This window comes from Acetobacter nitrogenifigens DSM 23921 = NBRC 105050, assembly GCF_000429165.1.
Lineage (GTDB): Bacteria > Pseudomonadota > Alphaproteobacteria > Acetobacterales > Acetobacteraceae > Acetobacter > Acetobacter nitrogenifigens.
In genome coordinates this window covers 137346-163917 of sequence record NZ_AUBI01000001.1, presented here as the reverse complement: position 1 = coordinate 163917, position 26572 = coordinate 137346, and the positions used below count along the sequence as shown (strand labels likewise).

Annotated in this window: 21 protein-coding genes; 15 read left to right on the top strand and 6 right to left on the bottom strand. The window is 59.4% G+C overall.

Translation table 11 applies throughout. The features are described from left to right. Positions 1-24: 24 nt before the first annotated feature. The 3 genes from G442_RS0100765 to G442_RS0100755 all read left to right on the top strand — a co-directional run bounded on the left by G442_RS0100765 (position 25) and on the right by G442_RS0100755 (position 3595). Complete coding sequence (locus G442_RS0100765; protein WP_084440312.1) at positions 25-1611, top strand: peptide chain release factor 3; 1587 nt, start codon at positions 25-27, stop codon at positions 1609-1611. 210 nt (positions 1612-1821) lie between these two features. Beyond that, positions 1822-2646, top strand: coding sequence for an IclR family transcriptional regulator (locus tag G442_RS0100760; protein WP_026396447.1), 825 nt, complete (start codon positions 1822-1824; stop codon positions 2644-2646). 55 nt (positions 2647-2701) lie between these two features. Next, positions 2702-3595 carry a DUF3108 domain-containing protein gene (locus G442_RS0100755; RefSeq protein WP_051291770.1) on the top strand — a complete coding sequence of 298 codons (894 nt, stop codon included), beginning with the start codon at positions 2702-2704 and terminating at the stop codon, positions 3593-3595. Between the two features lie 141 nt (positions 3596-3736). Here the strand turns inward: G442_RS0100755 and G442_RS0100750 are convergent, their stop codons facing one another. Continuing rightward, complete coding sequence (locus G442_RS0100750; RefSeq protein ID WP_026396445.1) at positions 3737-4435, bottom strand: HAD-IA family hydrolase; 699 nt, start codon at positions 4433-4435, stop codon at positions 3737-3739. Between the two features lie 126 nt (positions 4436-4561). Here G442_RS0100750 and glmU point away from each other — a divergent pair, with 126 nt between their 5' ends. The 8 genes from glmU (at position 4562) to G442_RS0100710 (ending at position 16041) form a co-directional block, all read left to right on the top strand. Further along, positions 4562-5911 (top strand): bifunctional UDP-N-acetylglucosamine diphosphorylase/glucosamine-1-phosphate N-acetyltransferase GlmU, encoded by a 1350-nt coding sequence (glmU, locus tag G442_RS0100745; RefSeq protein WP_035375991.1) that lies wholly within the window; start codon positions 4562-4564, stop codon positions 5909-5911. Then, a complete protein-coding gene (glmS, locus tag G442_RS0100740; protein ID WP_026396443.1) occupies positions 5911-7734 on the top strand; it encodes a glutamine--fructose-6-phosphate transaminase (isomerizing) in 1824 nt (607 codons plus the stop codon). Before glmU ends, glmS begins: the two co-directional genes overlap by 1 nt. 104 nt (positions 7735-7838) lie before the next feature. After that, positions 7839-9182 carry a GntT/GntP/DsdX family permease gene (locus G442_RS0100735; RefSeq protein ID WP_026396442.1) on the top strand — a complete coding sequence of 448 codons (1344 nt, stop codon included), beginning with the start codon at positions 7839-7841 and terminating at the stop codon, positions 9180-9182. Between the two features lie 479 nt (positions 9183-9661). After that, positions 9662-11476, top strand: coding sequence for a glycosyltransferase (locus G442_RS23755; protein WP_084440275.1), 1815 nt, complete (start codon positions 9662-9664; stop codon positions 11474-11476). Further along, positions 11473-12771, top strand: a complete 1299-nt coding sequence (locus G442_RS0100725) for a glycosyltransferase (protein ID WP_026396440.1) — start codon at positions 11473-11475, stop codon at positions 12769-12771. Before G442_RS23755 ends, G442_RS0100725 begins: the two co-directional genes overlap by 4 nt. Then, entirely contained in the window at positions 12768-13955 is a 1188-nt protein-coding gene (locus G442_RS0100720; RefSeq protein ID WP_084440274.1) for an acyltransferase family protein, read from the top strand. Before G442_RS0100725 ends, G442_RS0100720 begins: the two co-directional genes overlap by 4 nt. A 158-nt stretch (positions 13956-14113) precedes the next feature. Continuing rightward, positions 14114-14845 (top strand): class I SAM-dependent methyltransferase, encoded by a 732-nt coding sequence (locus G442_RS0100715; protein WP_161628305.1) that lies wholly within the window; start codon positions 14114-14116, stop codon positions 14843-14845. Positions 14846-15270: 425 nt separating this feature from the next. Next, positions 15271-16041, top strand: a complete 771-nt coding sequence (locus G442_RS0100710) for an SDR family oxidoreductase (RefSeq protein ID WP_026396437.1) — start codon at positions 15271-15273, stop codon at positions 16039-16041. 219 nt (positions 16042-16260) lie between these two features. Here the strand turns inward: G442_RS0100710 and G442_RS20205 are convergent, their stop codons facing one another. From G442_RS20205 to G442_RS0100680, 5 genes are all read right to left on the bottom strand, one after another. Beyond that, complete coding sequence (locus tag G442_RS20205; RefSeq protein WP_051291768.1) at positions 16261-17250, bottom strand: retropepsin-like aspartic protease; 990 nt, start codon at positions 17248-17250, stop codon at positions 16261-16263. 443 nt (positions 17251-17693) lie between these two features. Continuing rightward, complete coding sequence (gene trpS / locus G442_RS0100700; protein ID WP_026396436.1) at positions 17694-18689, bottom strand: tryptophan--tRNA ligase; 996 nt, start codon at positions 18687-18689, stop codon at positions 17694-17696. A 69-nt stretch (positions 18690-18758) separates the two neighbouring features. Continuing rightward, positions 18759-19214 (bottom strand): c-type cytochrome, encoded by a 456-nt coding sequence (locus G442_RS0100695; RefSeq protein ID WP_084440311.1) that lies wholly within the window; start codon positions 19212-19214, stop codon positions 18759-18761. 71 nt (positions 19215-19285) lie between these two features. Next, positions 19286-19792, bottom strand: coding sequence for an FKBP-type peptidyl-prolyl cis-trans isomerase (locus tag G442_RS0100690; protein ID WP_026396434.1), 507 nt, complete (start codon positions 19790-19792; stop codon positions 19286-19288). Between the two features lie 219 nt (positions 19793-20011). Beyond that, positions 20012-21253 carry an argininosuccinate synthase gene (locus tag G442_RS0100680; protein WP_026396433.1) on the bottom strand — a complete coding sequence of 414 codons (1242 nt, stop codon included), beginning with the start codon at positions 21251-21253 and terminating at the stop codon, positions 20012-20014. A 166-nt stretch (positions 21254-21419) separates the two neighbouring features. Between G442_RS0100680 and G442_RS0100675 the strand changes: the two genes are divergently transcribed. The 4 genes from G442_RS0100675 to G442_RS0100660 are packed head-to-tail and all read left to right on the top strand — an operon-like array spanning position 21420 to position 26531. Further along, positions 21420-22316 carry a glycosyltransferase family 9 protein gene (locus G442_RS0100675; protein WP_026396432.1) on the top strand — a complete coding sequence of 299 codons (897 nt, stop codon included), beginning with the start codon at positions 21420-21422 and terminating at the stop codon, positions 22314-22316. Further along, on the top strand, positions 22313-23395 hold the full coding sequence (locus G442_RS0100670) for a glycosyltransferase (protein ID WP_026396431.1): 1083 nt from the start codon (positions 22313-22315) through the stop codon (positions 23393-23395). The genes G442_RS0100675 and G442_RS0100670 overlap by 4 nt, the downstream gene beginning before the upstream one ends. Further along, positions 23396-25168, top strand: coding sequence for an asparagine synthase (glutamine-hydrolyzing) (gene asnB, locus G442_RS0100665; protein WP_026396430.1), 1773 nt, complete (start codon positions 23396-23398; stop codon positions 25166-25168). A gap of 43 nt (positions 25169-25211) precedes the next feature. Then, positions 25212-26531 carry a dihydroorotase gene (locus G442_RS0100660; RefSeq protein WP_026396429.1) on the top strand — a complete coding sequence of 440 codons (1320 nt, stop codon included), beginning with the start codon at positions 25212-25214 and terminating at the stop codon, positions 26529-26531. The last annotated feature ends 41 nt before the right edge of the window (positions 26532-26572 follow it).

The window sequence follows — 26572 nt, the reverse complement described above, 5'->3', positions numbered from 1 at the left end:
CCCGTCGCCGCAGGATGGCCCCCGATGACCGACGCCCAGACTTCCATCGACAGCCAGGATACTGCCGCTTCCTCCAGCCCGGCGATCCGGGACGCGATCGCGCGCCGTCGGACCTTCGCGATCATCTCCCATCCTGACGCCGGTAAAACGACGCTTACGGAGCGCATCCTGCGCGCGGGCGGCGCCATTCAGCTCGCCGGAAATGTACGTGCCAAGGGCGAGAGACGTCGCACGCGTTCTGACTGGATGGGCATCGAGCGGGATCGTGGCATTTCGGTCGTCACGTCCGTCATGACGTTCGAATATGGCGGGTGCGTGTTCAACCTGCTGGACACGCCGGGGCACGAGGACTTCTCCGAAGACACGTATCGTACGCTGACCGCCGTTGACTCCGCGGTGATGGTCATCGACGCGGCGAAGGGCATCGAGGATCGGACGCGAAAGCTGTTCGAGATCTGTCGTATGCGCGACATCCCCATCGTCACGTTCATCAACAAGATGGACCGTGAGGCGCAGGACCCGTTTGCGCTCCTGGACGAAATTTCGTCGTCGCTGGCGCTGGACACGACCCCGGCGACCTGGCCTATCGGTCGTGCGGCCACGTTTGCGGGCACATATGACCTGCGGAAAAAGATCGTGCGTCCTGCCGGACTGAATCTGGAGCAGTCCGACCCGCGCATGGTCCAGCTGGGGGAGGACCTGGAGCTTGTTGAGGCGGCGTTGCCTGAATTCGACAAGGAGTCCTTCGACGCCGGGCATCTGACGCCTGTGTTCTTCGGCAGCGCCATGAAGGAGATTGGCGTGACCGATCTTCTGGACGCTCTGGTGGAGTTCGGGCCTCCTCCCCGTGATCAGGCGACCGAGACCCGCGTGGTGAAGGCCGATGAGCCGGAAATGACGGCGCTCGTGTTCAAGATTCAGGCGAATATGGACCCCAATCACCGTGATCGGATTGCGTTCGCGCGAATCTGCTCCGGCAGGTTGTCTCGTGGCATGAGGTTGCACCACACGCGGACGGGCAAGAATTTCGCCCTGCATACGCCGCAGTTCTTCTTCGCGCGCGACAGGCAGCTGGCGGAGGAGGCGTTCGCGGGCGACGTGGTCGGCATTCCGAATCACGGGACGTTGCGTATCGGCGACACGTTGACGGAGAACGAGGCCCTGCGATTCACGGGCGTCCCGCATTTTGCGCCGGAAATCCTGCGCCGCGTGCGGCTGGACGACGCAATGAAGGCGAAGAAACTGCGTCAGGCTTTGACCGAGTTGGCGGAAGAGGGGGTGGTGCAGCTGTTCCGCCCAATGGACGGCGCCCAACCGATCGTGGGCGTCGTGGGAACGCTGCAGCTTGACGTGCTTCAGGCGCGCTTGAAGGGCGAGTATGGCGTTTCCATCGGATTCGATTCCACGCCGTTCTCGCTGGCGCGCTGGATTACGGGAGATCGTGCGAAGCTGGAGATTTTCGCCGAGATGAACCGTTCATCGCTGGCGGAGGATCTCGACGGCGATCCGGTCTATCTCGCGAGTTCGAACTTCATGATGCGGCGGACCGAGGAAATGAATCCCGATCTGAAATTCCACGATATCAAGCAGATAGGGCTTGTCATTAAGTAACGGCGTCAGGCGTAGCTTGGGGACGGCCGACTACAGTCCGGGCGCAAGCTGCGGACTGCGGCGTGGTTTATTTTAATGCGGGGGCGGCGCTGGATGTTGTCTCGGCGCGGAAAACGAGACCGCGTTCATATTATTGTTGTTCATTATGTTGAACACGATCCCGTATGTCGGATATAGGCGATTCGGATGATGCCCGTCAAGGACGAAACAATGCGCTCTCCGGTAAGTGAGTCTCAGTCGTCTTCCGGGCGGGAAAGCGACTCGGTTCCTGCGTTACGCCGCGCGGTGAAAATTCTCGACATGGTTGGGCGGCGGGATCTTCCGCCCAGCGCCGCCGATATCGCGCGTGAATTGTCTCTGCCGCGCAGTTCGACCCACGGTCTGATCAACACGATGGTGGAACTCGGACTTCTGGAAGCCGCGCAAGGCTCGGCGCATATGGGATACCGGCTTGGCGGAAGGCTGCTGGACTGGGCTGAGCAGGCTGGTGGGCGACATGACCTCGTCGGCGCGTTCCATCAGATCATAGGCGCGTCGCCCGAGCTTGCTGCATATACGGTCAGCCTGAGTATCCTGGAGGGGAGCGAGGTAGTGTACCTCGCCAGCAGGACCAGCGAGCGAGGTTTGGGCGTGCACTACGCTGTCGGAATGCGCTTGCCAGCAGTCTATACGGCCGTGGGAATGGCGCAGCTCTCCGCCATGGAGACCGGGCGGTTTCGCGAATGGCTTGCGCTCTATCCGACCTCGACATGGCCTGCGCCATTGACCTCTCATGGAGCGCGTAGCCCGGCGGAGGTCCTTGAACAGATTCGTGAAGTTCGGGAGCGAGGCTACGCGGTCGATAATGAACAGATCCACCACGGCGTCTGGTGTTTCGCTGCAGCGGTGAGGGCGGCCGACGGTTCTGTCGTAGCAGGGCTGGGTTTAAGCCAGCCGAAGGGCGTCGACGCGGAGCGTGACGCGCCGCTTCTGGCGCGACTTTCGATTTCAACAGCGGCGACGCTTTCCGCCCGGATGGGCTACAGGCAGCGGTGATCTCTTCTTCGGCGCGCTTGTCGCAATGGCGCAGGTCGTGCTGTGATTATCGGCAATGAAGAGAGAGACGACGACGATTGCGCAGGCCGCCACGTCCATAAAGCCGCGACTCTTTGGAGTGGTCGCCGCAATAGGTCTTGCCACTGCCATTCTCGGGCCGCTCCCGGCGTCAGCGGATGATTCGTCAGATGCGGCGACGGTCAGCGCGGCTGCTCCGACGTGGTCTCCGGCTCCCGACGCTCACACCTCATTGAGTTACACGATCTACTCGCATTGGCTGTCCGTCATGGACGTCACGACGGATTTTCTGCTGACCGACCACAAGTTTGAGGTCTCCACATCCGTTCGCGCCGGCGGCCTTCTGGCCGTGTTCGTTCATATGAACATTCATGCCTTTGCGCGTGGCGATGTGGTGGACGGCGTCGTGCGTCCAACGGCTTATGACAACGCAGGGTGGAGCCGCGATGCGTTAAGGCATGTGGTCATCGACTATCCGGCCGGAGATCCGCACGTCGTTCTGGTCAGCCCGCCTGAGCCGCGTCGTGAGCCGGTTCCAGAAGACGCGCGGCGTGGCGCCGTGGATTTGCTGACCGCCATGATGAAGTCACTCGCTCAGGTGCGTAAGAGCGGAACCTGTGACGGCGTGTTCAGGATATATGACGGTCTGCGCCTGACGCGCATGACTCTCCGGACAGCCGGGATGCAGGTCGCGCCGAAGGTCCGAAAGGAGTGGAGCGCCCCGGCCTTGCGGTGCGACTTCGTGGGGCAGCAGGTGGCTGGCTTCATCGTCGACAGTCAGAACAAGTCACTGCGTGAGCCGCATGGCGGTTCGATGTGGATCGAAGACATCAAGGGTTTCGGCCCAACGGTGGTGCGGGTCGAAATGGAGCATCCGAAGGTGGGGCATATGACGGCTCTGCTAAACGATCCACCGAAACTAGTCAGATGATTATTGGGTAATGTGTCGGGCCAGGACCTGCTCGCTGGTCCACCGGCTACCTTTGACGTGGAATGGTTGAGCACGAAATGTGCGCGCTAAAGCCTGACGTGCGTCAGGCGGTTTGAATAAGCGAGCTTTATCCCGGGCATGTCACGTCGGGAGCCAGCGCGCCTCGATGTCAGTTGCCGCCGCCGGAACGTCGTCGATCTTCGTCGCGCAGTACGTGGCCCCGGCGCCGGAATCAATGCTACAATAGCCCCACTCGGCGAAGATCGACGACGTTCCGGCGCCGGCGGCCGCGCGTATGTCATTCGCGTGATCGCCCACCATCACCGTTCGATGAGCGGTTCCGCCTGCGCGATCGATGACGCCGAGCAGATGCCCGGGGTCGGGCTTGCGTGTCGGGAACGAGTCTCCGCCGCCGATGGCGTCGAACAGCGGGGCCAATTCGAATTCCTCCAGAATAGTTCGCGCAGCGGCTTCCGGCTTGTTCGTGCATACGGCGAGATTCCAGTCGTGCTTTCGCAGCAGTTCCAGAACGGCCCGGGTTCTCGGAAATGGCTGGGACAGTTTTGTCGCTCGCGGGCTGTAGAGCGCCATGAAACGCGACGTCGCCTCAACTCGATCGATGGCCGGAGGCGCTTCAGGGTTCCGGGATTCGCTCCACGCGAGCGCGCGTTCGACCAGGGCGGCCACGCCATCTCCGATCATTGTTCGCACTGCGGCGGCGTCGGGCGAGGGCATGCCGTAGCTGTTCAGAAGATCCTCGACCGCAGCGGCCATATCGGGAAGGGAGTCGATCAACGTGCCGTCGAGATCGAAAACAACAAGCCGCCCGCCGCCAGTCATGACCAGTTCTCCATACAGTCGCAGGCAACCGTCCCTGCGTCGAAAAGCAGCGTAACGTGAAGTGACTACGGAAAACAGCTGCTGCGTTTGACACTGTCCGGGCGCTGCCTTACCGCGAGGACTATCATGAGCGCCTCTTCTTCTCCTGCGGCGTCCACCGCCGTACTCCTCGCCGCGGGCCTTGGCACGCGTATGAAATCGGCTATGCCGAAGGCCATGCAGCCCCTCGCGGGCAGGCCGATGCTCGCCCATCTGATCGCAAGCGCGGCGGAGGTCTTCGACCGCATCGTCGTCGTGGTCGGTCCGGGCATGGAGGACGTCGAGCGCCTCGCGGCCCCGCATGCGACGGTTGTGCAGCACGATCGTCTGGGAACGGCGCACGCCGCGTTGCAGGCGGAGGCGCTGTTCGGCGAGGGCGACGTTGCAGTGCTTTATGCGGACAATCCGCTGATCACACCGGAGACCTTGCGCAGACTGGTCGAGACGCGGCGAAACGGCGGCGCCGACCTCGCGTTGCTCGCCATGAGGCCGAAAGATCCGGCCCGTTATGGTCGCGTCGTCGTCGGGGATGACGGACTGGTTGAACGCATCGTCGAATGGTCAGATGCAAGCGCAGACGAACGTGCGATCGATCTCTGTAACGCGGGCGTGCTGTGCGCAGCCGCAGGGCCGTTTCGCGCGTGGCTTCACGCCGTTCGCGACGACAACGCCAAGCGTGAGTTTTACCTGACGGACGTCGTGTCCATCGCTCGTGCCGATGGCGGCGCCGTCCGCGTGGTGGAGGCTCCGGAGGCGGAACTTCGGGGCGTCAATTCCCGCGTCGAACTGGCCGAGGCCGAGGCGGCGGTGCAGTCGCGCCTGCGTCGTTTGGCGATGGAAGGCGGGGTCACGCTGCTCGCGCCCGAGACGGTTTTCTTCTCGTTCGATACGGTAATCGAGCCTGACGTGACGGTGCAGCCGAACGTTGTTTTCGGGCCGGGCGTTACGGTGCGCGGCGGCGCGGAAATTCGTGCGTTCAGCCATCTGGAGGGCTGCGAAGTCGGAGCCGGATCTCTGGTGGGACCGTATGCGCGCCTGCGTCCGGGCACGACGCTTGGACGTGGGGCGCATGTCGGCAATTTCGTCGAGTTGAAGGCGACGACGCTCGGCGATGGAGCGAAAGCCAATCATCTGACCTATCTGGGTGATTCCAGCGTCGGCGCGCGGACGAATGTCGGGGCAGGGACGATCACCTGCAACTATGACGGCGTCTTCAAGCACCGCACCACCATCGGCGCGAACGTGTTCGTCGGTTCCGACTCCATACTCGTGGCGCCGGTAAGCATTGGCGATGATGCGATGATCGCCGCAGGCAGCGTGATTACGCAGGACGTCGAAGGCGGCGCGATGGCGATCGCCCGTTCGGCACAGACAACGAAACCGGGTTGGGCGACCCGGTTTCGCAACAAGCTTGCGGCGAAGAAGGGGCAGGGCTGATGTGCGGCATATGTGGCGTCGTAGGACATAATCAGGCGGCCCCAATCGTGTTCGAGGGGCTGCGACGGCTAGAATATCGCGGGTATGATTCGGCTGGCATCGCAACGCTGGACGAAGGCAGGATCGAGCGTCGACGCGCCGCAGGCAAGCTGGGCAATCTCGGCGAGACGCTTCGGGAGCGCCCGCTGTTCGGCACGACGGCCATCGGCCATACGCGCTGGGCGACGCATGGCGCGCCGACGGAAAACAACGCACACCCACATGGCACCGCCCGCGTCGCCATCGTTCATAACGGCATCATCGAGAACTTCGAGACGCTACGCCGTGAACTGGAGCAACTCGGCCACAGGTTCGAGACCGAGACCGACAGCGAAACCATCGCGCGCCTCGTCGATCATTACCTTTCGGAAGATCAATCGCCGCGCGAGGCCGCTTTCGCTGCGATCAGCCGGTTAGAGGGCGCATACGCCCTTGCGATGATTTTCGCTGATCAGGAGGGACTGCTGATCGGCGCTCGTCACGGGGCGCCTCTGGCCGTCGGATATGGCGACGGTGAAATGTTTCTCGGCTCCGACAGTCTGGCTCTTGCGCCGTTGACGCGGCGGATTGCCTACCTTGAGGACGGGGATCGCGTGGTGGTCACGCGCTCCGGAGCCGAGTTCTTCGACGATAAGGGCGATCCCGTCGAGCGCGCGGTGCAGACGACGGCGCTCGTCGCCGGAGTGATCGGCAAGGACGGCTACCGGCACTATATGGAAAAGGAACTGCACGAGCATCCGCTGGTGATCGGGCAGACTCTTCAGCGCATGATTGACCCTGCGACGCGTAAAGTCGTGCTGCCGGACATGCCCTGCGATATTGGCGCCATTCGCCGTTGCGTGATCACCGCCTGTGGCTCGGCCTTTTATGCTGGAATGGTCGGACGTTACTGGCTGGAGGAGATCGCGCGGCTGCCGGTCGATATCGACGTGGCGAGCGAGCTTCGCTATCGCGATCCGCCGCTGGAGGCTGGCTCCCTCGGTCTGCTGATTTCCCAATCGGGAGAGACGGCGGACACGCTTGCGGCCCTGCGCTCGCTGCGAAATGCGGGCCTACCGGTGCTCTCCATCCTGAACGCCGAGCACAGCACCATGGCGCGCGAGAGCGACGCCGTGCTGGGCACGGTGGCGGGGCCGGAAATATCAGTGGCGTCCACCAAGGCGTTTACGGCGCAGTTGACCGTGCTCGCCTGCCTGACCATCGGGGTGGCGCGCGCCGGCGGAGTCCTCGGCGATGCTCAGGAAGAGGAGCTGGTCTCGGCGCTGCTGGACCTTCCGAGCCGCGCTGCCGAGATTTTCTCATTTGGCGACGATATCCGGGCCATGGCCTCGGTCGTGGCTGAGGCGAGGGACGTGCTGTATCTCGGGCGCGGGAGCGCCTATCCGGTCGCCATGGAAGGCGCGCTGAAGTTAAAGGAAATTTCTTACATTCACGCAGAGGCTTATGCGGCTGGCGAGATGAAGCACGGGCCGATCTCCCTGATCGACAAGACCGTGCCGATCGTGGCGACGATTCCGTCCGGCGCATTGTTCGAGAAGACGCTGTCCAATCTTCAGGAAGCGAAGGCTCGTGGCGGACGTTTGCTCGCCTTCACCGATGAACGGAGCGCGCATAGGTTGAACGCAATTGCGGAGCGGACCATTGCGCTGCCGCATGTCCATCCTTTTGTCACGCCGATCATTCAAACTATAGCCGTTCAGATTTTGGCTTATGAGACGGCGTTGCTGAAGGGGACTGACGTCGACCAGCCCCGGAATCTGGCCAAATCCGTGACCGTCGAATAACGGAAACTGTGTTGGCGGCTGCGATCTGACGATTGCGTCGCCACGGATAATTGCGACCGCTCGTCGGTCGAGCCAGGGCTTAACAACAAAAAGGATTTCCCTGGATGAGCGCCATTTTCGCCATTTCGCTAGCGACGCTTGCGATCCTGACAGTCATCGTCCTGATCGCGCGGCTGCGTCTGAACCCGTTCATCGCCCTGTTCGGCGCGTCTGTAGCGCTTGCCATCATCGCCGGAATGCCGCCGGACAAGGCCGTGGGATCGTTCGAGGCCGGGGCGGGGCACGTGCTCGGCCATGTCGGCACCGTAATCGCGCTTGGCACGATGCTCGGCAAAATGTTGGCGGAATCGGGCGGCGCCGACCGGATAGCCTTGACGATTTCCGAAATGGCGGGCCGCGAGCGGGTGGACTGGGCGATGATGGTCATCGGCCTGTTGATCGGTTTGCCTGTTTTTTTTGAGGTCGGTTTCGTCCTGCTCATCCCGTTGGTGTTCGTGCTTTCCGAGCGAACTAAAACGCCCCTGCTGCGGGTGGCGTTGCCGATGGGCGCAGCGTTGTCGGTGACACATGCGCTGATCCCGCCACATCCGGCGGCGCTGCTGGCTATGGGTGCCTATCACGCCAGCATCGGACAGACGATCGTGCTGGGGGTGATCATAGGCACGCCCATCGCGATCATCGCCGGGCCGCTGTTCGGGCGTTTTGCTGCGTCGCGCGTGCAGTTGACCGAAGAAAACCCGCTGGTCGCGCAGTTCGTGAGCGCGGAACCGCCCACCAACCTTCCCGGGTTTTTTATTACCGTCTTCACGATATTGTGCCCGGTCGTGCTCATGCTGATCGGTTCGGCGGCCGATGCTTTGTCGGTGCCGGGAGGGACGTTCAATACGGTCCTGAAATTCCTCGGAAATACCGACATTGCTCTTCTCGTTGCTACGGTGCTGTCATTCTGGGTTCTCGGCCGGGCTCGGGGTTTCTCGAGAGAAACGGTCCTGCGGTTCACCAATGAGTCTCTTGCTCCTACTGCACTGATTATGCTGCTGATTGGCGCAGGCGGTGGGTTTGGGCGCGTTCTGGTCGATAGCGGCGTATCGAAGGCGATCACGGACGCGGCTCTTGGCGCTCACATGCCGTTGCTGGTCCTGGCGTGGGCCCTTGCCGCAATCGTTCGGGTCGCCTGCGGCTCCGCGACAGTTGCGATGGCGACTTCGTCCGGAGTGGTTGGTCCCATCCTTGCGCATGCAACAGGGGTTTCCCCGTCTTTGATGGTGCTGGTGACCGGCGCAGGATCTGTGGCTTTTGGCCCCATGAACGACGCAGGTTTCTGGCAGATCAAGGAATATCTTGGCCTCACGGTGCCACAGACCATCAAGACGTGGTCTGTTCTGGAGACTTTGATCTCCGTGTCAGGACTGGTGCTGGTTCTGCTGGCGTCGATATTTATTCATTGAACACAAGGGCTCATATAGAGTCCTGATTAGGTTGGCGGTTTGTCAAGGAGAAGCGGTAGTCCGCTCCGTCGGAGTTTACGCAACACCAACCTGGCCGACTCTTCAGGAAATAGTATCGGCGGCAGATGTAAAAGCCGCGGACCTCGACCAATGGATACCGTCTTATTGTTGCGAAACGCTGGCGCGCGTCTTTAGTCGTTGCTTTTGCATCAGGAAAATCTGATTTGCGTAGCAAAATACGCACGTGTTCAAGGTAAATAATAAGCGGGTGGGCAACCCTTTCACCATACCGGTGGACGTCTATTTTCAGATCGAAAAATAATACCAAACGATCTCTCGGATACTGCGTTTCAACCACGGCGGCGCTTCGCTTTCCGATGGGTTCTACGGGAGTGGAAAATTTCCGTTGATCACGATGTCTGTTGAACGTTAGTTTGGCGGAAAATACGAAGATCGCTCTCCGGAGGGTGACTCAGCACATGACAAAAATACTGGTCTACTCGGGTTTCAGCGACGCAAATATCGGTCCGAAAATAGGCAGCGCTGAATACAGTTATTTTTATGCCTCTCGAGAGTTTTATCGAGTCCTTGAGCATTTCGGGGATTTGGTTGCGATAGAGCGGCCAGAAGAAGATGTCCCTGAGATCTACCGGGCGTGTGCTGCGCGCGGAGAAGCTTGCGTGTTTTTTTGCTTTAGTCCTCCGCATCGTGTGCCATTAATTTCAGGTTGCCCTACGGTGGTGGTCATGGCTTGGGAATTTTCGACCTTGCCGTGTCAGCAATGGGACGATGATCCCCGAACTGACTGGAGCTATGTATTTCGCCATGTTGACGCCGTTATTGCGTTGTCGAGTCATACCGCTGATTTGATCCGCGAACTAATGGGCGCCGACTACCCTGCATTTGCAGTTCCGGCTCCAACATTCGATGGCGTCCAGATGGCGGCTGAAATGGCGCTTCAGCCAGAAATTATTGCGCCCAAAAATCAGGTATTTACATACGGGCTGCCTCATGAGGCCGATAGTGCAGCAACGAACACAGAACTGTTAAATGAAGAAGCGTGCGACTCTTCCCGTTTCTTGGTCGAGGCCGCCGGGAAGAAAGACGAGGCAGCGGCAGATTCTGATGCCGCGCAAACATCTGCAGGCGAGGGCGCTGTAGCCGTTGTCGATACAAAATCAGAAAAGGGCCCGCGTGTAGCGTCGAGCGGCGAATTGTCGTTGCCCCTCAGCATGAGGGGCGCGGCGTACGGGATCTCAGTGCGTTGTTTTCGCACGTTTCTTGACGTGTATCGGCGTTGGATACGCCCTCTGACCCCGAAGCCGCTTGCACGATTGCTATCAGAGTCCGGTCAAGCGCTCTACAAAGCCTCCAGATCGATAGTTCCTGTCCATTCTGATGTGGATCATGTCGCCCTTGCTGGAAATTTGGGTCACGGGGGCCACTTGCGCACGATGCAAGATTTGCCAGCAGCCGGCGAAGGGACGAAAACAGGAAAGATCGAAACGCAGGGCGATAAAGTGGCCCCGTCAGAGATTACAACCGACCAATCAGATAAGAATGCCGACGATCTCCATTCACTTTCGCAGGTGGATCAGTCTCATTCGATGTCTCCAACAACCACATTCGCGCTGCACGGCGTCGTGTACCTGTCTATTTTGAATCCGCGTGATGGGCGTAAAAACTGGCAAGATTTGTTGACCGGTTTCTGTTGGACGTTTCGTGACGAACCGAATGCAACGTTGGTTTTGAAAATGTCATGCCCGCGGGAGTTGGCTCCAGAATCGGAAATCAAATTGTTTTTGAGAGAATTTTCTCCGATGAAGTGTCAGGTCGTCGTCCTGTGCGGCTTTTTGCCAGACGAAATGATTCATACCCTGTATCGCCATGCGACTTTTTACGTAAATACGTCGTCTGGTGAAGGTCTGTGCTTGCCGCTGGTTGAGGCAATGAGTTTGGGCGTTCCCGTTATCGCGCCGCAGCATACCGCAATGGCTGATTATATATCTTCAAATAATGCATTTATACTGAAGTCCAGCCTTGAGCAGAACGTGTGGCCGCATGATCCGCGAGACCTGTATCAAACCATGCGACACCGTCTGGACTGGGGATCACTGGTCGATGCTTTCAACGACAGTTTCCGGACGATCACGACGGAACCAGAAATATACAGGCATATGTCGCGAGCAGCGCGCCAGGAGATGCGTCAGTTCTCATCTGACGATGTAGTTTCGAGGAAAATCAGGGATGTTCTGAAGGTCGTTTTCTCAGAGCGTAGAAAGATCGCCGCATGATTTATTTGTCATATTCGGATACGGATCGCAGCTCGATCGCGAGTAATCTAGGGCTTCCAGAGTATAGCTATTACTTTGTCCAGAAAGAATTTCGTTCCTTGCTGGAGGAGGGGTCAATTGTTTTTCCGATGACCAATCCAGACAGTGAGGCTGATTTGGTTTGGAAGAATATTCACTCCAGGGGGGAGGAATGCGTTCTGCTCAGTTTCGCCCCGCCCCACAAGACCTTCGTTCCTTTGCTGTGCCCCTTTATTCCCATTTTCGCTTGGGAATTCGACACGATTCCGAACGAAATATGGGACAATGATCCCAAACAGGATTGGCGATATGTGTTGTCGCTCGCGGGACGCGCGATCACGCACTCCAATCACACGGTTCGGACGGTTCGGGCCGCCATGGGCGATGATTATCCGGTTATCGCGTTGCCGTCACCCGTTTGGGACAGTTTCGCCCCGTATTTTACTGGCCGGAGATACGGGAGCGGATCGACATTAACGGTTCGCGGCAGGATATTCGACAGCCGAAAGATTGATCTTGCAATATACAGTTCGGTGCGCCGGAGAGAGCAGGGGCGTGCGTCGTTACCTGCGGATGCAGGCGACCGGAACACCGACCGTGAACTGGCGCTGGATGGCGTTATCTATACGTCGGTGCTTTGTCCGACCGATGGTCGGAAGAACTGGTTTGACATGATTGGCGCTTTTTGTTGGGCGTTTCGTGAGGTCGATGACGCGGTTTTAGTATTGAAGCTGACTCACCGCGATTGCGGGGATGCAATTGGCGCGATGCTCGAGGAATTGGCGAAGCTTTCCCCTTTCAGGTGCCGAGTGGTTCTAATTGACGGCTTCCTGTCGGACGACGATTACCTCAAGTTGGCTGAAATTACTGATTTCACGGTGAATACCTCGACAGGCGAAGGGCAGTGCCTCCCTTTGATGGAATATATGAGCATGGGCAAACCGGCGGTAGCGCCGGATCACACCGCTATGGAAGATTACGTTGACGCGGATAACGCCTTCATCGTGGCGTCAAATTTCGAGTGCGCCCGCTGGCCGCACGATCCTCGCGGGGTTTTTCGCACCAGACGGTACCGCCTGAATTATGAATCGCTTATGAAGGCTTATTGCGAAAGCTATGATGTCGCCAAAAATGATCCTGAGCGATATGCGCGCATGTCGGAAAGCGCTTACCGCAAGCTAGGTGAACACTGTTCACGCGCGGTGGTGCTACAGAAATTCAAAGCATTTCTTTTTGAGACAACTCCAGCGCGATTGGAGGCCTCGCTTGCGTCATGAGCGTTGTCTCCCGTCGGATTGTGGTCAAGCCGGACGCAACGCAGCCTGACCTGGGTAGCAGGGTTAGGGACCTCGACGTATTACGCGCCTTGGCGGTTACTATGGTGTTGATCGAGCATTCGCAAATAAATCTGTTGTTTTGGGATGCGCGAATAGCACGCGGCTGGTTATTAAACGGCGGGTTTTGGACTGGCGTCGACATATTTTTCGCCATTTCAGGGTATGTCATCGCCAGGCCTTTATTGCCGCGATTGGTCAGCATTCGTGATGCACGGATTTTTGCAGATGTAGCGATTCGGTTTTGGATACGTCGCGTCTGGCGCCTGTTGCCTTCCGCCTGGTTATGGCTTTTCGCGGCGCTTCTTCTTTCGATTGTTTACAATCGAAGCGGTGCTTTTGGATCGGTGAGCGCTAATTTTGAAGGCTTGGTCGCTGGCGTTCTCGATTTGGCCAATTTTCGCATGGCCTGGATTTATGGTCAGCACGGTGTAGGCGCTGCGTTCGTTCAATGGAGTCTGTCGCTTGAGGAGCAGTTCTACCTGACGCTTCCCCTGTTGATCGTAATTTTTCGTCGTTTCACCTGGCTCCCGATGGCTATTCTGGTCGTGTCGTCGTTCCGTGCCATGAGCATGCCGCTCGATATGATGCTGCGAGTGGGGGCCATTGCCGCCGGTGTCCTGCTAGCGCAATGGTCGATGCACGACACATGGCGGATGTGCGAACCGACTGGGCTGGCTTCCCGGCGTATATTCGGTCCCATTTTGCTCTTTGGATGTGTCCTCATGCTCATAGCGTTGGGAACAAGCGCCTTGCATATCGTCAGCTTTCGGATGGGTCCGATTTCAGTGCTTTGCGCTGTGCTGGTATGGGCTGCGTCTTACAACAGGGATTATTTGTGGCCATATGACAGCTCCCGCCCGTGGCTTCTCTACGTCGCAGCAAGGTCTTATTCCCTATATCTCGTTCATGTGCCGTCCTATTTTTTTGTGCACGAAACATGGTTTAGATTTGCCGGGCGTGAAACGCCAGGCCGGGTAGCCGCCGTCGGGATAGTGTTGTCCGGCGTAGCGCTGACATTTGGGTTGGCTGAACTAAATTATAGATTTGTCGAAATGCCGCTTCGTAACCATGGACGGCGCCTGGCAGCGTCGTTCGTGCCTCATGCGATGGAGATTACGAGATGAACGTGCGACGACGTCTGATTTCATGGCTGACTGCGAAACCGCAGTCGTCTGGCGCCACAAAGGCGCCTTCCCTGCAGAAAGGGGACGTAAACGCTACCTGTTCAGGCTCACACGGAGCGTCTTCGCAAGAGGATTCTCCCTCGGCTGGCGATCCGCTGGTGGGTCTTACTGATGCGGCTCTTCGAGGTTGGTTTCAACCGAAAACGGGAGAACTATTTAGAGGCTTCCCTGTCGGAGTTGATGACGTCGTTGCTGATGTTGGATGCGGGGATGGATCAAACGCAGCGTTCTGCGCCCGGACGGGCGCCAGCGTGATATTGGTCGATATTGATTCTGCTTCGATAGAGAAAGCCACGGCGCGCGTTCATCCGATCGGAGACGCATATGTAAAAAGCTTCGTCAGCGATTGCGCTCCATTGCCGCTGGCTGACGGGTCGGTTTCCCGTGTTGTCTGCACGGAAGTTCTGGAGCATGTAGATGACCCAAAGACTGTAATGGCGGAACTGGTCAGGATCGGCCGACCAGGCGCGTTATACTTGCTGTCTTGTCCTCATCCTTCTAGCGAAACGCTTCAAAAGGAATTGGCGCCACCGGAGTATTTTCAGAAGCCGAATCATATCCGTATTTTTGAGGTTGAGGAATTCGTCGAATTGGCGAGGGGAAGCGGTCTCGAAATTCTGGAAACAGATACTTACGGATTTTTCTGGAGTATCTGGTGGGGATTGTTTTGGAAAACGGAATCCTCACTGGGAGACGTGTCTCATCCGCTAATGCATGCGTGGGAAAAGTTCTGGCGTCAGCTTCTTGATTTGCCGGGTGGCGTGGACGTGAAACACGCGTTGGATAATCTTTTGCCGAAGAGTCAACTGATTATCGCGAGAAAGCCCTGATCTGACGGCAACCGTCTGGCTGAACTTAGTCGGTCTATGAGCTTATAGCGCCCGAAGCGCGTAGAAGCGACGTCGGTGACGGATAGCAGTGCAACTGTGAATATTAATTCCGCGTGTGCAGTTTTCATAAATGATTACTGCTAGTCGTTGACGCTCTTTGATCAGAATGCTTTGGATATAGAGGCGCGTTACCCGATTTTAACATAATTTCCAGGGCGTTACGAAAAAAAAGCCGATAAGCGCTATGATGGAGAAGGTCAAGTTCTTTGGCGTGTAAGGCTTTTACGGGGCTTTTTGAAGTTTGACGATTTTTAACGCAGTTCTGGTCTATTATGTTGGCTGAAGTGTTTTCGGCATTCGTTATCCCGCTCGATTACGTCCGATAGCATAGGTCGTGGATTATTTCGAATGAAAGAGGTTTCGACATGATTGGGCCATCGCTGTTTTCTCTGAAAGACCGTCTTGCGCTGATCACGGGCTCTTCTGCGGGTATAGGTTTTACGCTTGCGCGAGGGCTGGCCGCTCATGGCGCCACGGTGATTCTGAACGGCCGTGATAAACGTCGGCTGGAGACTGCAAGGGCCAGTCTCGCCGACCTTGGCGTCAACGCCCACGTGCGTGTGTTTGATGTTGGAGACAGCGGCGAGGTTCGACAGGCGGTCGAGGATATAAACCAATCGATTGGTCCGATTGATATCCTGATTAATAACGCTGGCATGCAATATCGTGCGCCACTTGAGGACTTTCCGGAAGATGCCTGGACGCAACTGAAGGCGGTCAATGTTGATAGCGTTCTTTATGTAGGTCAGGCCGTTGCGCGGCATATGATCGCGCGCGGGAAAGGAAAAATTGTCAATATTTGTTCTGTGCAAAGCGAGCTTGCCAGAACCGGTATTGCGCCTTACGCCGCGACCAAAGGTGCGGTGAAGATGCTGACAAAAGGTATGGCGACAGATTGGGCAAAGCATGGGTTGCAGATAAACGGCCTCGCCCCCGGTTATTTTGCGACGGAGATGAATTCAGCTTTGGTCCAGGATGGCGATTTTACGAGTTGGCTGGAAAAACGCACGCCTGCTGGCCGTTGGGGGCGAGTTGAGGAACTGGTCGGAGCAGCGGTGTTTTTGTGCTCTGACGCCTCCAGCTTCGTTAATGGACACATTTTATATGTGGATGGCGGCATTACATCTTGTGTTTAGGGTTGGGTGGCGATTGTTTACACGTATATTTTATTTTTATTCGAATAGAAATAAAGGCAGTGTTTGTTGAGTAAATGTCTCTGATATATTTTTGATTGTGCGCTGCGCCTATGTTATGCTTGGTGGTATGTATTTAATTTGTGAAGATCAGAATTAATTTCTACTGTTTAAAAGGATTTTCTTTCTTGATACATGTCCGCCGACTGTTTTTGATCGAAATTACGATCCTTTCTGGGGCGATGAGGGCATCAGATGTAAATCCGTTGGTTGTGTGACGATTTGAGGAAGGGATTCGGCAGGCTGCATAAAGATCCAATTGGCATGGCGTGGAATCCAGACCCGATGGTGACGTAAAAATTCGGCGCCCAAAAGGCTATTTTCAGTTTCGCCTACGCCGAGAGCCGGGTGCGTAAAGTGGAATGGACCCACGTCAAGACTATCAAAATGATGCAGATAACGAACAGTTTTTTCGTCATCTATACCGTAACCTAGCCCTTTTTTATCGAGGCGCAGATCGTCTTTTTTTACACCTGCTTCACGGGCGTCGTCTCGTGAAATCAAGGTGCTGCGGGCGCCGCTGTCGAGAAACGCGTCTATCGAGTGACCATTGAGTTTGATTTGCACGACAGTTTTTGTTTCGTCGTTCCATGCATGACTGACTTTTACCTTGTAAAATCGTCCCTGCCAGCCTGGGTGAGCGTCCGGACATCCGTCGATGGAGTAGAGATTGATGCGATGATTCGGGAGATCGATGACGACGTCGTAGCCGTGGAGGAAATCCGCTCCGAGAAGGCCGACGACAGGTAAACCGTTAATTGTGCGCCCGTCAAAAAGATTTCCGGCGGTAACGAACGAAACGTCAGAGGCTGTGGCGCTGCCTAGCCCGAGCGTGTCGGCAGTCGCGACGCCAGCAAAAGTCATTCCTCCTGTGCCTTGCAACCGAACCGTGCCAGCCTGGCTGTTGAGACCCAGTTTCTCTACCTGACCGGGCCAGACACTACTGAAACGGGCGCCAGTATCGACGATGAACGCGACCGGATGGCCGTTGACGGTGGAGCTGACAATGGGTGAACCCCGGTCATTCATGACTGTCAGATCCCCCACGCTGGAGATTACGCACCGACCGTTATCTGCACAGGCAGAGACGACGAGAGGAAGTGCTAAAGCCATCCAGAAGGTCTTGGAAAACATGCAGTGAATTACCGCCATGAAAAATCCGGTAGGTAAGGGTGCTCCTCTATACAATGCCCTTCGTAGATTAAGAATTCAAACCACTGGGAATTATAGAGCTTTGCGCTTGATCGTTTTCGTGATGTCGGGCGTCGTGATTTGATAAGCCGTATCGCTCTGGTCTGACAGGGGCGCCTCACAGTCTGTTAGTGTATAGTCCTGAGCCTCGACGGTAATTCGTGGCGGACCGCGGCGACGACGGCAATCGGATCGTGCATTCTGTCGTCGAACAAGACATCTTGGCCTTTGTTTCGTCGATTGGGTGGCTTGAATCAATGCCGCTTCTTATCGAAAACACGTGCGTAAAAAATAAAAAACTGGAGGCGAACACAACAAGATATGACCGCAGCGGCCCTACGGCCGCGTTGGCGCTCCAGATCGTAGTAACCGTTATCGTCTGCTCCGCTGAATGCGTGACAAGCCTACCGCAAAAAGCCGACAAGCCGCTCAGCTTCGTCAACGATAGGATTGGCGATCGTCGACGCCCGTTGCGCGCCATCACGCAGTACGTTCTCCAGATGGCCGGGATCAGCCAGAAGGCGGGATGTTTCCTTCGCTATAGGCTCCACACGGCCAATCAGAACGTCAGTCAAAGCCTGTTTGAACGGGCCAAATCCCTCTCCGCCGTGGCGGTCCAGCACCTGTTGCGGCGTCAGTTCCGCGAGGGCGGCATATAGCCCGACAAGATTGCGGGCCTCCGGGCGTCCTTCCAGTCCATCAACCTCGGAGGGAAGGGGTTCCGGATCGGTTTTAGCGCGACGGATCTTCAACGCGATGGCGTCAGCTTTGTCCGTCATCTCGATACGGCTCTGCTCCGACGGATCGGATTTGGACATCTTCTTCGTTCCGTCGCGCAGGCTCATGACGCGAGCCGCTTCCGGAGGAACGAAGGCTTCGATCTCCGGAAAAAATTCGACGCCGTAATCATGGTTGAACTTCTTGGCGATATCGTTGGCCAGCTCGATATGCTGCCGCTGATCGTCGCCAACCGGAACGCGCGTCGCCTTGTAGGCCATGATGTCTGCGGCCATGAGGTTGGGATAGACGTAGAGGCCAGCTGAATGGTTCTCGCGATCCTTGCCGGCCTTGTCCTTGAACTGGGTCATGCGGTTCAGCCAGCCGAGCCGGGCGACGCAGTTGAAAATCCACGCCAGACGCGCGTGAGCGCTCACGGCGGACTGGTTGAACAGGACATGACGGACCGGATCTATACCGGAGGCCAGCAGCACCGCCGCCTGCTGCCGCGTCTGTGCGCGCAGCGCCTCAGGATCCTGCCAAATGGTGATGGCGTGCAGGTCCACTAAACAGAAGACGCACTCGTGCCCGTCCTGAAGCGTCACCCAGTTACGGATGGCTCCAAGATAGTTTCCGAGTGTAGGGATGCCGGTCGGCTGAATGCCGGAGAACACGCGTTGCATGGCGGTGTTGTCAGGGTTTTACCTGCAACTCGTCAAGTGGCGACGATGCGCCCTCGACCATGACAGGCGTCAGGGTAGCGGGTTTGTCTGGTCGAGCTTCGCCCGCATGGCGGCGACGTCGCCCGCGCCAATCCTGTGGGCCCTTGCTGTAGCGATTTCAGCAGCCGAGATCGCCGGCGCGGGGGCGGAACCGCCTTGCTCGGACAGCCATGACAAAATTGTCGCGATCTGTGTGTCGGCAAGATATCGGAACGGCGGCATTTCGGCCCGGTATGGTTGACCATCGGCGCGAATGGGGCCGCTGACGCCATTGATCAACACTGCGGCGAGATAGGCGCGTCCCTGTGGCGTGGCCGCGATCTTGTCTATCCGCCGGACCAGAGGGGGAACGGAACCCGCCATGCCCTGACCGCCGTGATGGCAGATGCCGCAATTGGATGCGTAGAGATAATGCCCGTCTTTGCTGCGAGAGCATCCGGCGAGCAAAGGCAGGCAGCAAAGAGCGGCGACCACGTGGCGGCGCATGTTGATGTAAACTTTCCGACCGACGAAGCTACGGAACGGACGCGCCAGCAACGCGCCCGAAAAAAGGCTGGTTACTGCCCGTTGTCGCCGCGCGTTACGCCCAGAAGCTGGATCTTGAAGATGAGCGGGCTATTGGACGGAATGATGCCCATCTCGCGGTCGCCGTAGCCTAATTTCGCTGGAACATAGAGCATCCAGGTATCCCCGACATGCATCATAGGCACGCCTTCCATCCAGCCCTGAACGAGGCCGTCGAGCGGCATCTGCATGTAGGCGCCGTGACCGTGCTGGTCGGACGCGTCGAAGATCGATCCGTCGGGCAGGCGGCCCTCATAGATCAGCATCATCGTGTCGCCCTTGTGCGGCTGAGGCCCGTTCGGCGGTCCGGACTCCAGCACTTTGTAAGCCAGGCCGTCAGGAAGCGTCTTCACGCCTGGCTGCGACATCTCTTTCTGCATCAACTGCTCGGGCGTCAGCTCCACCTCTTCCTTATGCCCGCAGGCGACTACGGGAAGAGACAGCGACGCCGCGACGGCGAAGGGAAGAAAGCGGCGCGGAGTCAGTGAAAAACGAAACATGTCACCTCGGAGTTTATCGACCCTGAACGCTCCCGAGCCTGAACTGGCTGGCGGGAGCAGAGCGGAATGGATGGAGTCCGGGAAGTTTCCCGTCTGTCGGGAAGCCGGGCGATCTGTATAGCGGCGGCGGGAAAGGGGGGCTACCCCGCCGCCGCCGATGTTACAGAGCCAAAGTTTCCCGCGCCGATAACCCAGGTGGCTCCAGCGCAGGAGGGGACGTTACAGTGAGCCGCCGCGTCGACCGATCTGCGACCCCAGACGCAGACGCAGGGCGTTCAGCTTGATGAAGCCTTGCGCGTCCTGCTGGTTGTAGGCGCCCTGATCGTCCTCGAACGTCACGACGCGCGTGTCGTAAAGGCTGTGCGGGCTCTCTCGGCCGACGCAGATGACGTTGCCCTTGTAGAGTTTCAGACGTACGCGACCGGTAACGGAGTTCTGCGACGCGTCGATCAGGGCCTGCAGCATCCGGCGCTCGGGGGAGAACCAGAAGCCGTTGTAGATGATCTCCGCATAGCGCGGCATCAGGCTGTCCTTGAGGTGCATAGCCTCGCGGTCGAGCGTGATCGATTCGATGGCGCGGTGCGCGGCGAGCAGGATCGTGCCGCCGGGCGTTTCGTAGATGCCGCGTGACTTCATGCCGACAAAACGGTTCTCGACGAGATCCAGACGGCCGATGCCGTTGGCCTTGCCCAGTTCGTTCAGCTTCGTCAGCAGGGATGCGGGCGACAGGGCCACGCCATTGATCGCCACCGGATCGCCGGAAACGAAATCGATGGTGATTTCGGTGGCCACGTCCGGCGCGTCTTCCGGCGAAATGGTGCGCTGGAAGACAATCTCTTCCGGCGCCTGCGACGGGTCTTCAAGCAGCTTGCCTTCGGAAGAAGAGTGCAGGAGGTTCGCGTCGACAGAGAACGGGGCTTCGCCGCGCTTGTCCTTGGTGACGGGAATCTGGTGCTCTTCGGCGAAGGCCAGAAGCCGCGTGCGCGACGTCAGATCCCACTCGCGCCACGGGGCGATCACGGTGATGTCGGGCTTCAGGGCGTAATAGGCCAGTTCGAAGCGGACCTGATCGTTGCCCTTGCCGGTCGCGCCGTGCGCCACGGCGTCGGCGCCGACGGCCTCAGCGATCTCGATCTGGCGCTGGGCGATCAGCGGGCGGGCGATGGACGTGCCGAGCAGGTACTGTCCTTCGTAGAGCGTGTTGGCCCGGAACATCGGGAACACGAAGTCCTTCACGAAGGTCTCGCGCAGATCTTCGACGAAGATCTCCTTCACGCCGAACATTTCGGCTTTCTTGCGCGCGGGATCCAGTTCTTCGCCCTGACCGAGGTCGGCCGTGAACGTGACGACCTCACACCCGTAGGTGGTCTGCAGCCAGCGCAGGATGACGGACGTGTCCAGGCCGCCTGAATAGGCCAGAACAACCTTCTTGATACGTCTGTCGCCGGGGGCGGTCGGCATGCGGGGAGTCTCCGGAGTTGATGAGTCGCAAGGGTCGGCCGCGCGAAACGGCCGCTGTCAGCGTCCTAGCACTGTGCGCGGCGGAAACGCCATAGCGCGTGGCCTCGGCATAGTGATGTCGCCAAACTTGGTGCGGCGAAGGAAGCGGGCTATCAGATCGCGCTACATGCGTATTCTCTTCATCACCGCGACGCGTCTCGGCGACGCGGTCATTTCGACCGGTCTGCTGGAGCATATGCGCCGGGCCGCGCCTGATGCTCGCATCACCGTAGCTTGCGGGCCGGTGGCTGCAGGGCTGTTTGAACGTATGCCGGGGCTGGAGCGCGTGATCGTTATGGAGAAGCGCCGCCACGATATGCATTGGCTCGCGTTGTGGCGACAGTGCGCCTTTACGCGATGGGATACGATCATCGACCTTCGCGGTTCGGCCACCAGCCTTCTGTTATGGGCGCGCAAACGCAGAATCATGCGGGGCGGTCGTCGGGCCGGGGCGCGGATCACACATGTCGGTCAGGTTCTCGGAATCTCTCCGCCGCCATCGCCTGTCGTCTGGACCAATGACAGAGACGACGCGACGGCCGCCGCAGTTCTTGGCGAAGGTCCGACCATCGGGCTCGGGCCAACGGCGAACTGGTCCGGCAAGGTCTGGCCCGCGGAACGATACGAGGAGCTGTGGAAGGCCCTTTCCCGAGAGCGGCCCGAAGCGCGCCTGGCGGTGTTCTATGGCCCGGGAGAGACTGAGCGAACGATGGCGGCGCCCTTGCTCGCGATACCCGGCGCAATCGACGCAGGCGGGCGCTTTACGCTGGCCCAGACCGCGGCCATGCTGCGCCGATGCGCGCTGTTCACAGGCAATGATTCAGGACTCATGCATCTCGCGGCAGCCGCCGGGGCGCCGACCCTGGGCCTGTTTGGTCCGTCGCGGGCCAGTGAATACGCCCCTGTTGGACGAAGAGTCGGGTGGGTTGTGGCCCCCGGCCCCGAAGGAGGCGCCCCCATCGCGAACCTCCCGGTTGGGGCGGTGTTGCCGCGTGCGCTGGATTTGATGGAGAACGGGGCATGACGACGGCGTCGGGTGAACCGGTCGGGGCAAGTTCCCTGCGCGTCGCGCATGTTATGGCTGGCGCTCCTGCCGGGGGCGCAGAGCTTTTTTTTGAGCGCCTGTGCATTGCGCAGGCGGCGTCGGGGCTCAACGTTCTGCCGGTGATCCGACGCGACGTTGGCCGCGTCGGTCGTTTGCGCGCGGCTGGTCTGTCGCCACGGGAGCTGCGTTTCGGTGGGCAGGCTGATCTTCTGACACGCCCGCGTATGAAAAGCGCCTTGTGCAATTTTGGTGCGGAGGTCGTCGTCGCCTGGATGAACCGGGCGGCGCGTTTCGCCCCGAAGGGGCAGTGGACGCTGGTTGGACGCCTGGGCGGGTATTACGATCTGTCTTACTACCGGAATTGCGATCACCTGATCGGCAACACGCGGGGGTTGGCCGAGTGGATGGTGAGTCAAGGCTGGGCCGCTGACCGCGTTCACTACGTCCCCAATTTCGCCACGGATTTCAGCGCCACCGCCCCGCGCCGTCCAAAAGAAATTCCGGAAAATGCGCCGTTCCTGCTCGCTCTGGGGCGTTTGCACGAGAACAAGGCGTTCGATGTCCTAATCCGGGCCATGCCACGCCTTCCGGGCGCCCGGTTGCTGATCGCTGGAGAAGGGCCGCAACGTGCAATGCTTGAGGATTTGGCGCGGCAGGTGGGCGTCGCCGACCGGGTGTTGATGCCGGGCTGGGCCGATCCGGGCGGGCTGATCCGGGCCTGCGATATCCTCGTTTGTCCGTCTCGCCATGAACCGCTTGGCAACGTCGTGATCGAAGCCTTTTCGGCGGCGACGCCTGTCGTGGCGGCGGCGTCTGAAGGGCCGCGCGAACTGATCGTCGACGGCGCGAACGGCTTGCTTGCCCCTGTCGAGGACCACGAGGCTCTGGCGCAGGCGATTGGCGCCGTTATCGAAGACCGCTCTCTTGCGCAGCGCCTGGCCTTGGGCGGACGCATCAGCTTCGAGAGCGATTACGCACCGGCGCCAGTCCTGAACGCGTGGAACGACTTTCTGAGGAAGGTCGCGCCGCGGACATCGTTATTGAAGGCGACAGCGTAGATGTGCGGTCTGGCCGGTATTCTTTACAATCGCGGCGCGACGCCACGGGACCGCAGCGTGCTTGAGCGTCTGGCCGAGGCGCTGCGGCATCGTGGCCCCGATGGCGTGCATATCGTGCGTATGGGGCGGGCGGATATGATCCACACGCGGCTCGCGATCATAGATATCAACGGAGGGGATCAGCCGATTTCCGCCGGGGCCGCCACAATGATAGCCAACGGAGAGATCTATAATGATCCGGACATCCGCAGGCGTATTGGCGTCGCCCATTACAGCACCGGCAGCGATTGCGAATCTGCGCTCAGGCTGTGGGAGAGGGACGGGTCGGCTTTTGCGTCCGAACTGCGTGGTATGTATGCGGTCGCAATTTATGACGACGACAAGGGCGAACTGACGCTTGCGAGAGATCCGTTCGGGATCAAGTCTCTGTATATCGCGGAATTGCCGGACGGCGTCGCTTTCGCGTCGGAGCCGGCCGCCCTGATCGCCGCCGGGTTGGCGGCGCCCGGCGTTGACCCGATTGTTCGTGACGAACTGCTGCAATTACAGTTCACCACCGGCCGTCGGACCATTTTTCCCGGCATCACACGGCTTCTGCCGGGAGAGACATTGCGGATCGCCGCAGGACGTCTGCTCGATCGGTCCCGTCGTTCGCCCCTGCCGGAAGGCGCTGCGGAGGAAATCGACGAAGCGACCGCGCTCGCCCGTCTGGACGCGGCGCTGATGGACAGCGTGCGCGCGCATGAGCGGTCGGACGTTCCCTTCGGCATGTTCCTTTCGGGCGGGGTGGACAGTGCTGCTGTGCTGGCCGCGATGGCGCGCATTCGCCGCGAAGCTGGCGGTGGCGCGCCGATACGGGCCTGGACGGCCAGTTTCGATGCGCGTGGCGTCGCGGATGAAGCTTCGGCCGCCGCGACTCTGGCGCGGGCGGTCGGCGCCGCTCACGAGGCGGTGCGTGTGAGCAGCGGCGATATGTGGCGGCATCTGCCCGCAATAGTTGGCAGCATGGACGATCCTGTGGCGGATTACGCCATCATCCCGACATGGATGCTCGCCCGGCGGGCGAGAGAGTCCGTCTCCGTCGTGTTGTCGGGTGAGGGGGGAGACGAGCTTTTCGCGGGATACGGCCGCTATCGCCACGCCACCAGACCGTGGTGGCGCGGGGGACGGCGGATGCGTCGGCGCGGCATGTTCGACGGCCTTGGCGTTCTGCGGTCACGCCCGGCGCGCTGGCGAGACGGGCTGGCGGGGGCGGAGATGAGCGTCGTGGGTCCGACGCCGTTCTCCCGAGCGCAGGCGGTGGACATTGCCGAATGGCTGCCGAACGATCTGTTGCTGAAGCTCGATCGTTGCCTGATGGCTCACGGGGTCGAGGGACGAACCCCGCTGCTCGATCCTGTCGTGGCGAAGGCGGTGTGGCTCCTGCCGGACTCGTTGCGTGTTCGTGACGGACGTGGGAAGTGGTTGCTGCGTCGTTGGCTGGAGCAAGCGCTTCCCGAGGCGAGTCCATTCGCGCCGAAGCAAGGTTTTACCGTACCTGTCGGCGAGTGGATCGCGGAGGCGGGACGTAAGCTGGGTCCGCTCGTCGCCGCGCAACCGGCCATCGCGGAGATCGCTGATCCGGACATGGTGCGCGCATTGTTCAAGGATGCGACCGCGCGCCGCGCTGCGCCGGCGGCGTGGACGCTGCTGTTTTATGCGCTGTGGCGCCGGATTCATGTGGACGGCGCCCCGCGCGACGGGGATGTTTTCGAGACGCTGGCGACAGTATAGCAGCGGCGCAGTCGAAATCCGGCGCGCATTTAAGGAGTAAGCGATGCGTTACGATCTGATCATCCGCAATGGCGTCTGCATTCTGCCATGGGGCGAAGCGGCGACGGATATCGGCGTCGTAGGCGGCAGGATCGTCGATCTCGCTGTGTCTGGCGCGGCAGAGGCGGAGGAGATGATCGACGCGCGCGGACTTCACGTTCTCCCCGGGTTGATCGACGCGCATGTTCATCTTCGCGATCCGGGAAAGCCCGAAATCGAGAGCATCCCGACAGGCACGCGGGCTGCGGCGCTGGGCGGCGTGACCACGGTGTTCGACATGCCGAACACGTCTCCCGCAATCACCAACGCGGAAATGTTGCGCTGGAAGCAGGAATACGCGTCACGGGAATCATGGACCGATTTCGCGTTCTATGTCGGCGCCACGCGGGAGAATACGCCGCAACTCGCTGAATATGAGCGTTTCGACGGCGTGTGCGCGATCAAGGTGTTTGCGGGTTCCTCCACCGGCGACCTGATGATCGAGGACGACCCGGGAATCGAGGCCGTGATGCGCAGCGGCCATCGCCGTATCGCATTTCATTCCGAAGACGAATATCGCCTGCAGGCGCGCCGCAAGGATTTCCACGTTGGCATGCCGCATGACATGCACCGGTTCTGGCGTGATGAGGAGTGCGCGTTCCTTGGCACGCGCCGTCTCATGGCGTTGGCGCGCAAGACAGGGCGTCCGGCGCATATCCTGCACACGTCAACGGCAGAAGAGCTTGAGTATCTGCAAGGATTTCGCGATATCGCGACGGTCGAAGTGCTCGTCAACCATCTGACGCAGGTTGCTCCGGACTGTTACGAGGCTCTTGGCGGGCTTGCCGTCATGAACCCGCCGATCCGTGATCGTCGCCATTATGAGGCGAGTTGGCGCGCAATCGCCGACGGCACGGTGGACGTCGTGTCTTCGGATCACGCGCCGCATTCGCTGGAGGCGAAAGCGAAGCCGTGGCCGGAATGTCCCGCAGGGCTTACCGGCGTTCAGACTATTGTGCCGGTCATGCTCGATCATGTGAACGCCGGACGGCTCTCGCTGGGGCGTCTCGCGGACCTGATGGCGGCCGGACCTGCGCGTGTCTATGGCCTACAGGCGAAAGGCCGTATCGCGGCCGGTTACGACGCCGATTTCACCCTGGTGGACATGAAAGCGCGCAGGCGCATCACCAATGACTGGATCGTCACACCGGCGGGCTGGACGCCGTTCGACGGTATGGCGGTCTCCGGCTGGCCGGTGGCCACCGTTGTGCGTGGCCGGATCGTGATGCGCGATGACACAATTCTGGGCGAACCCCGCGGTCAGCTGGCCCGTTTCTTGCCGTAAAGTTGGCGTCTACAGTCGCCGCGCGTTCCCGGATCGATTAC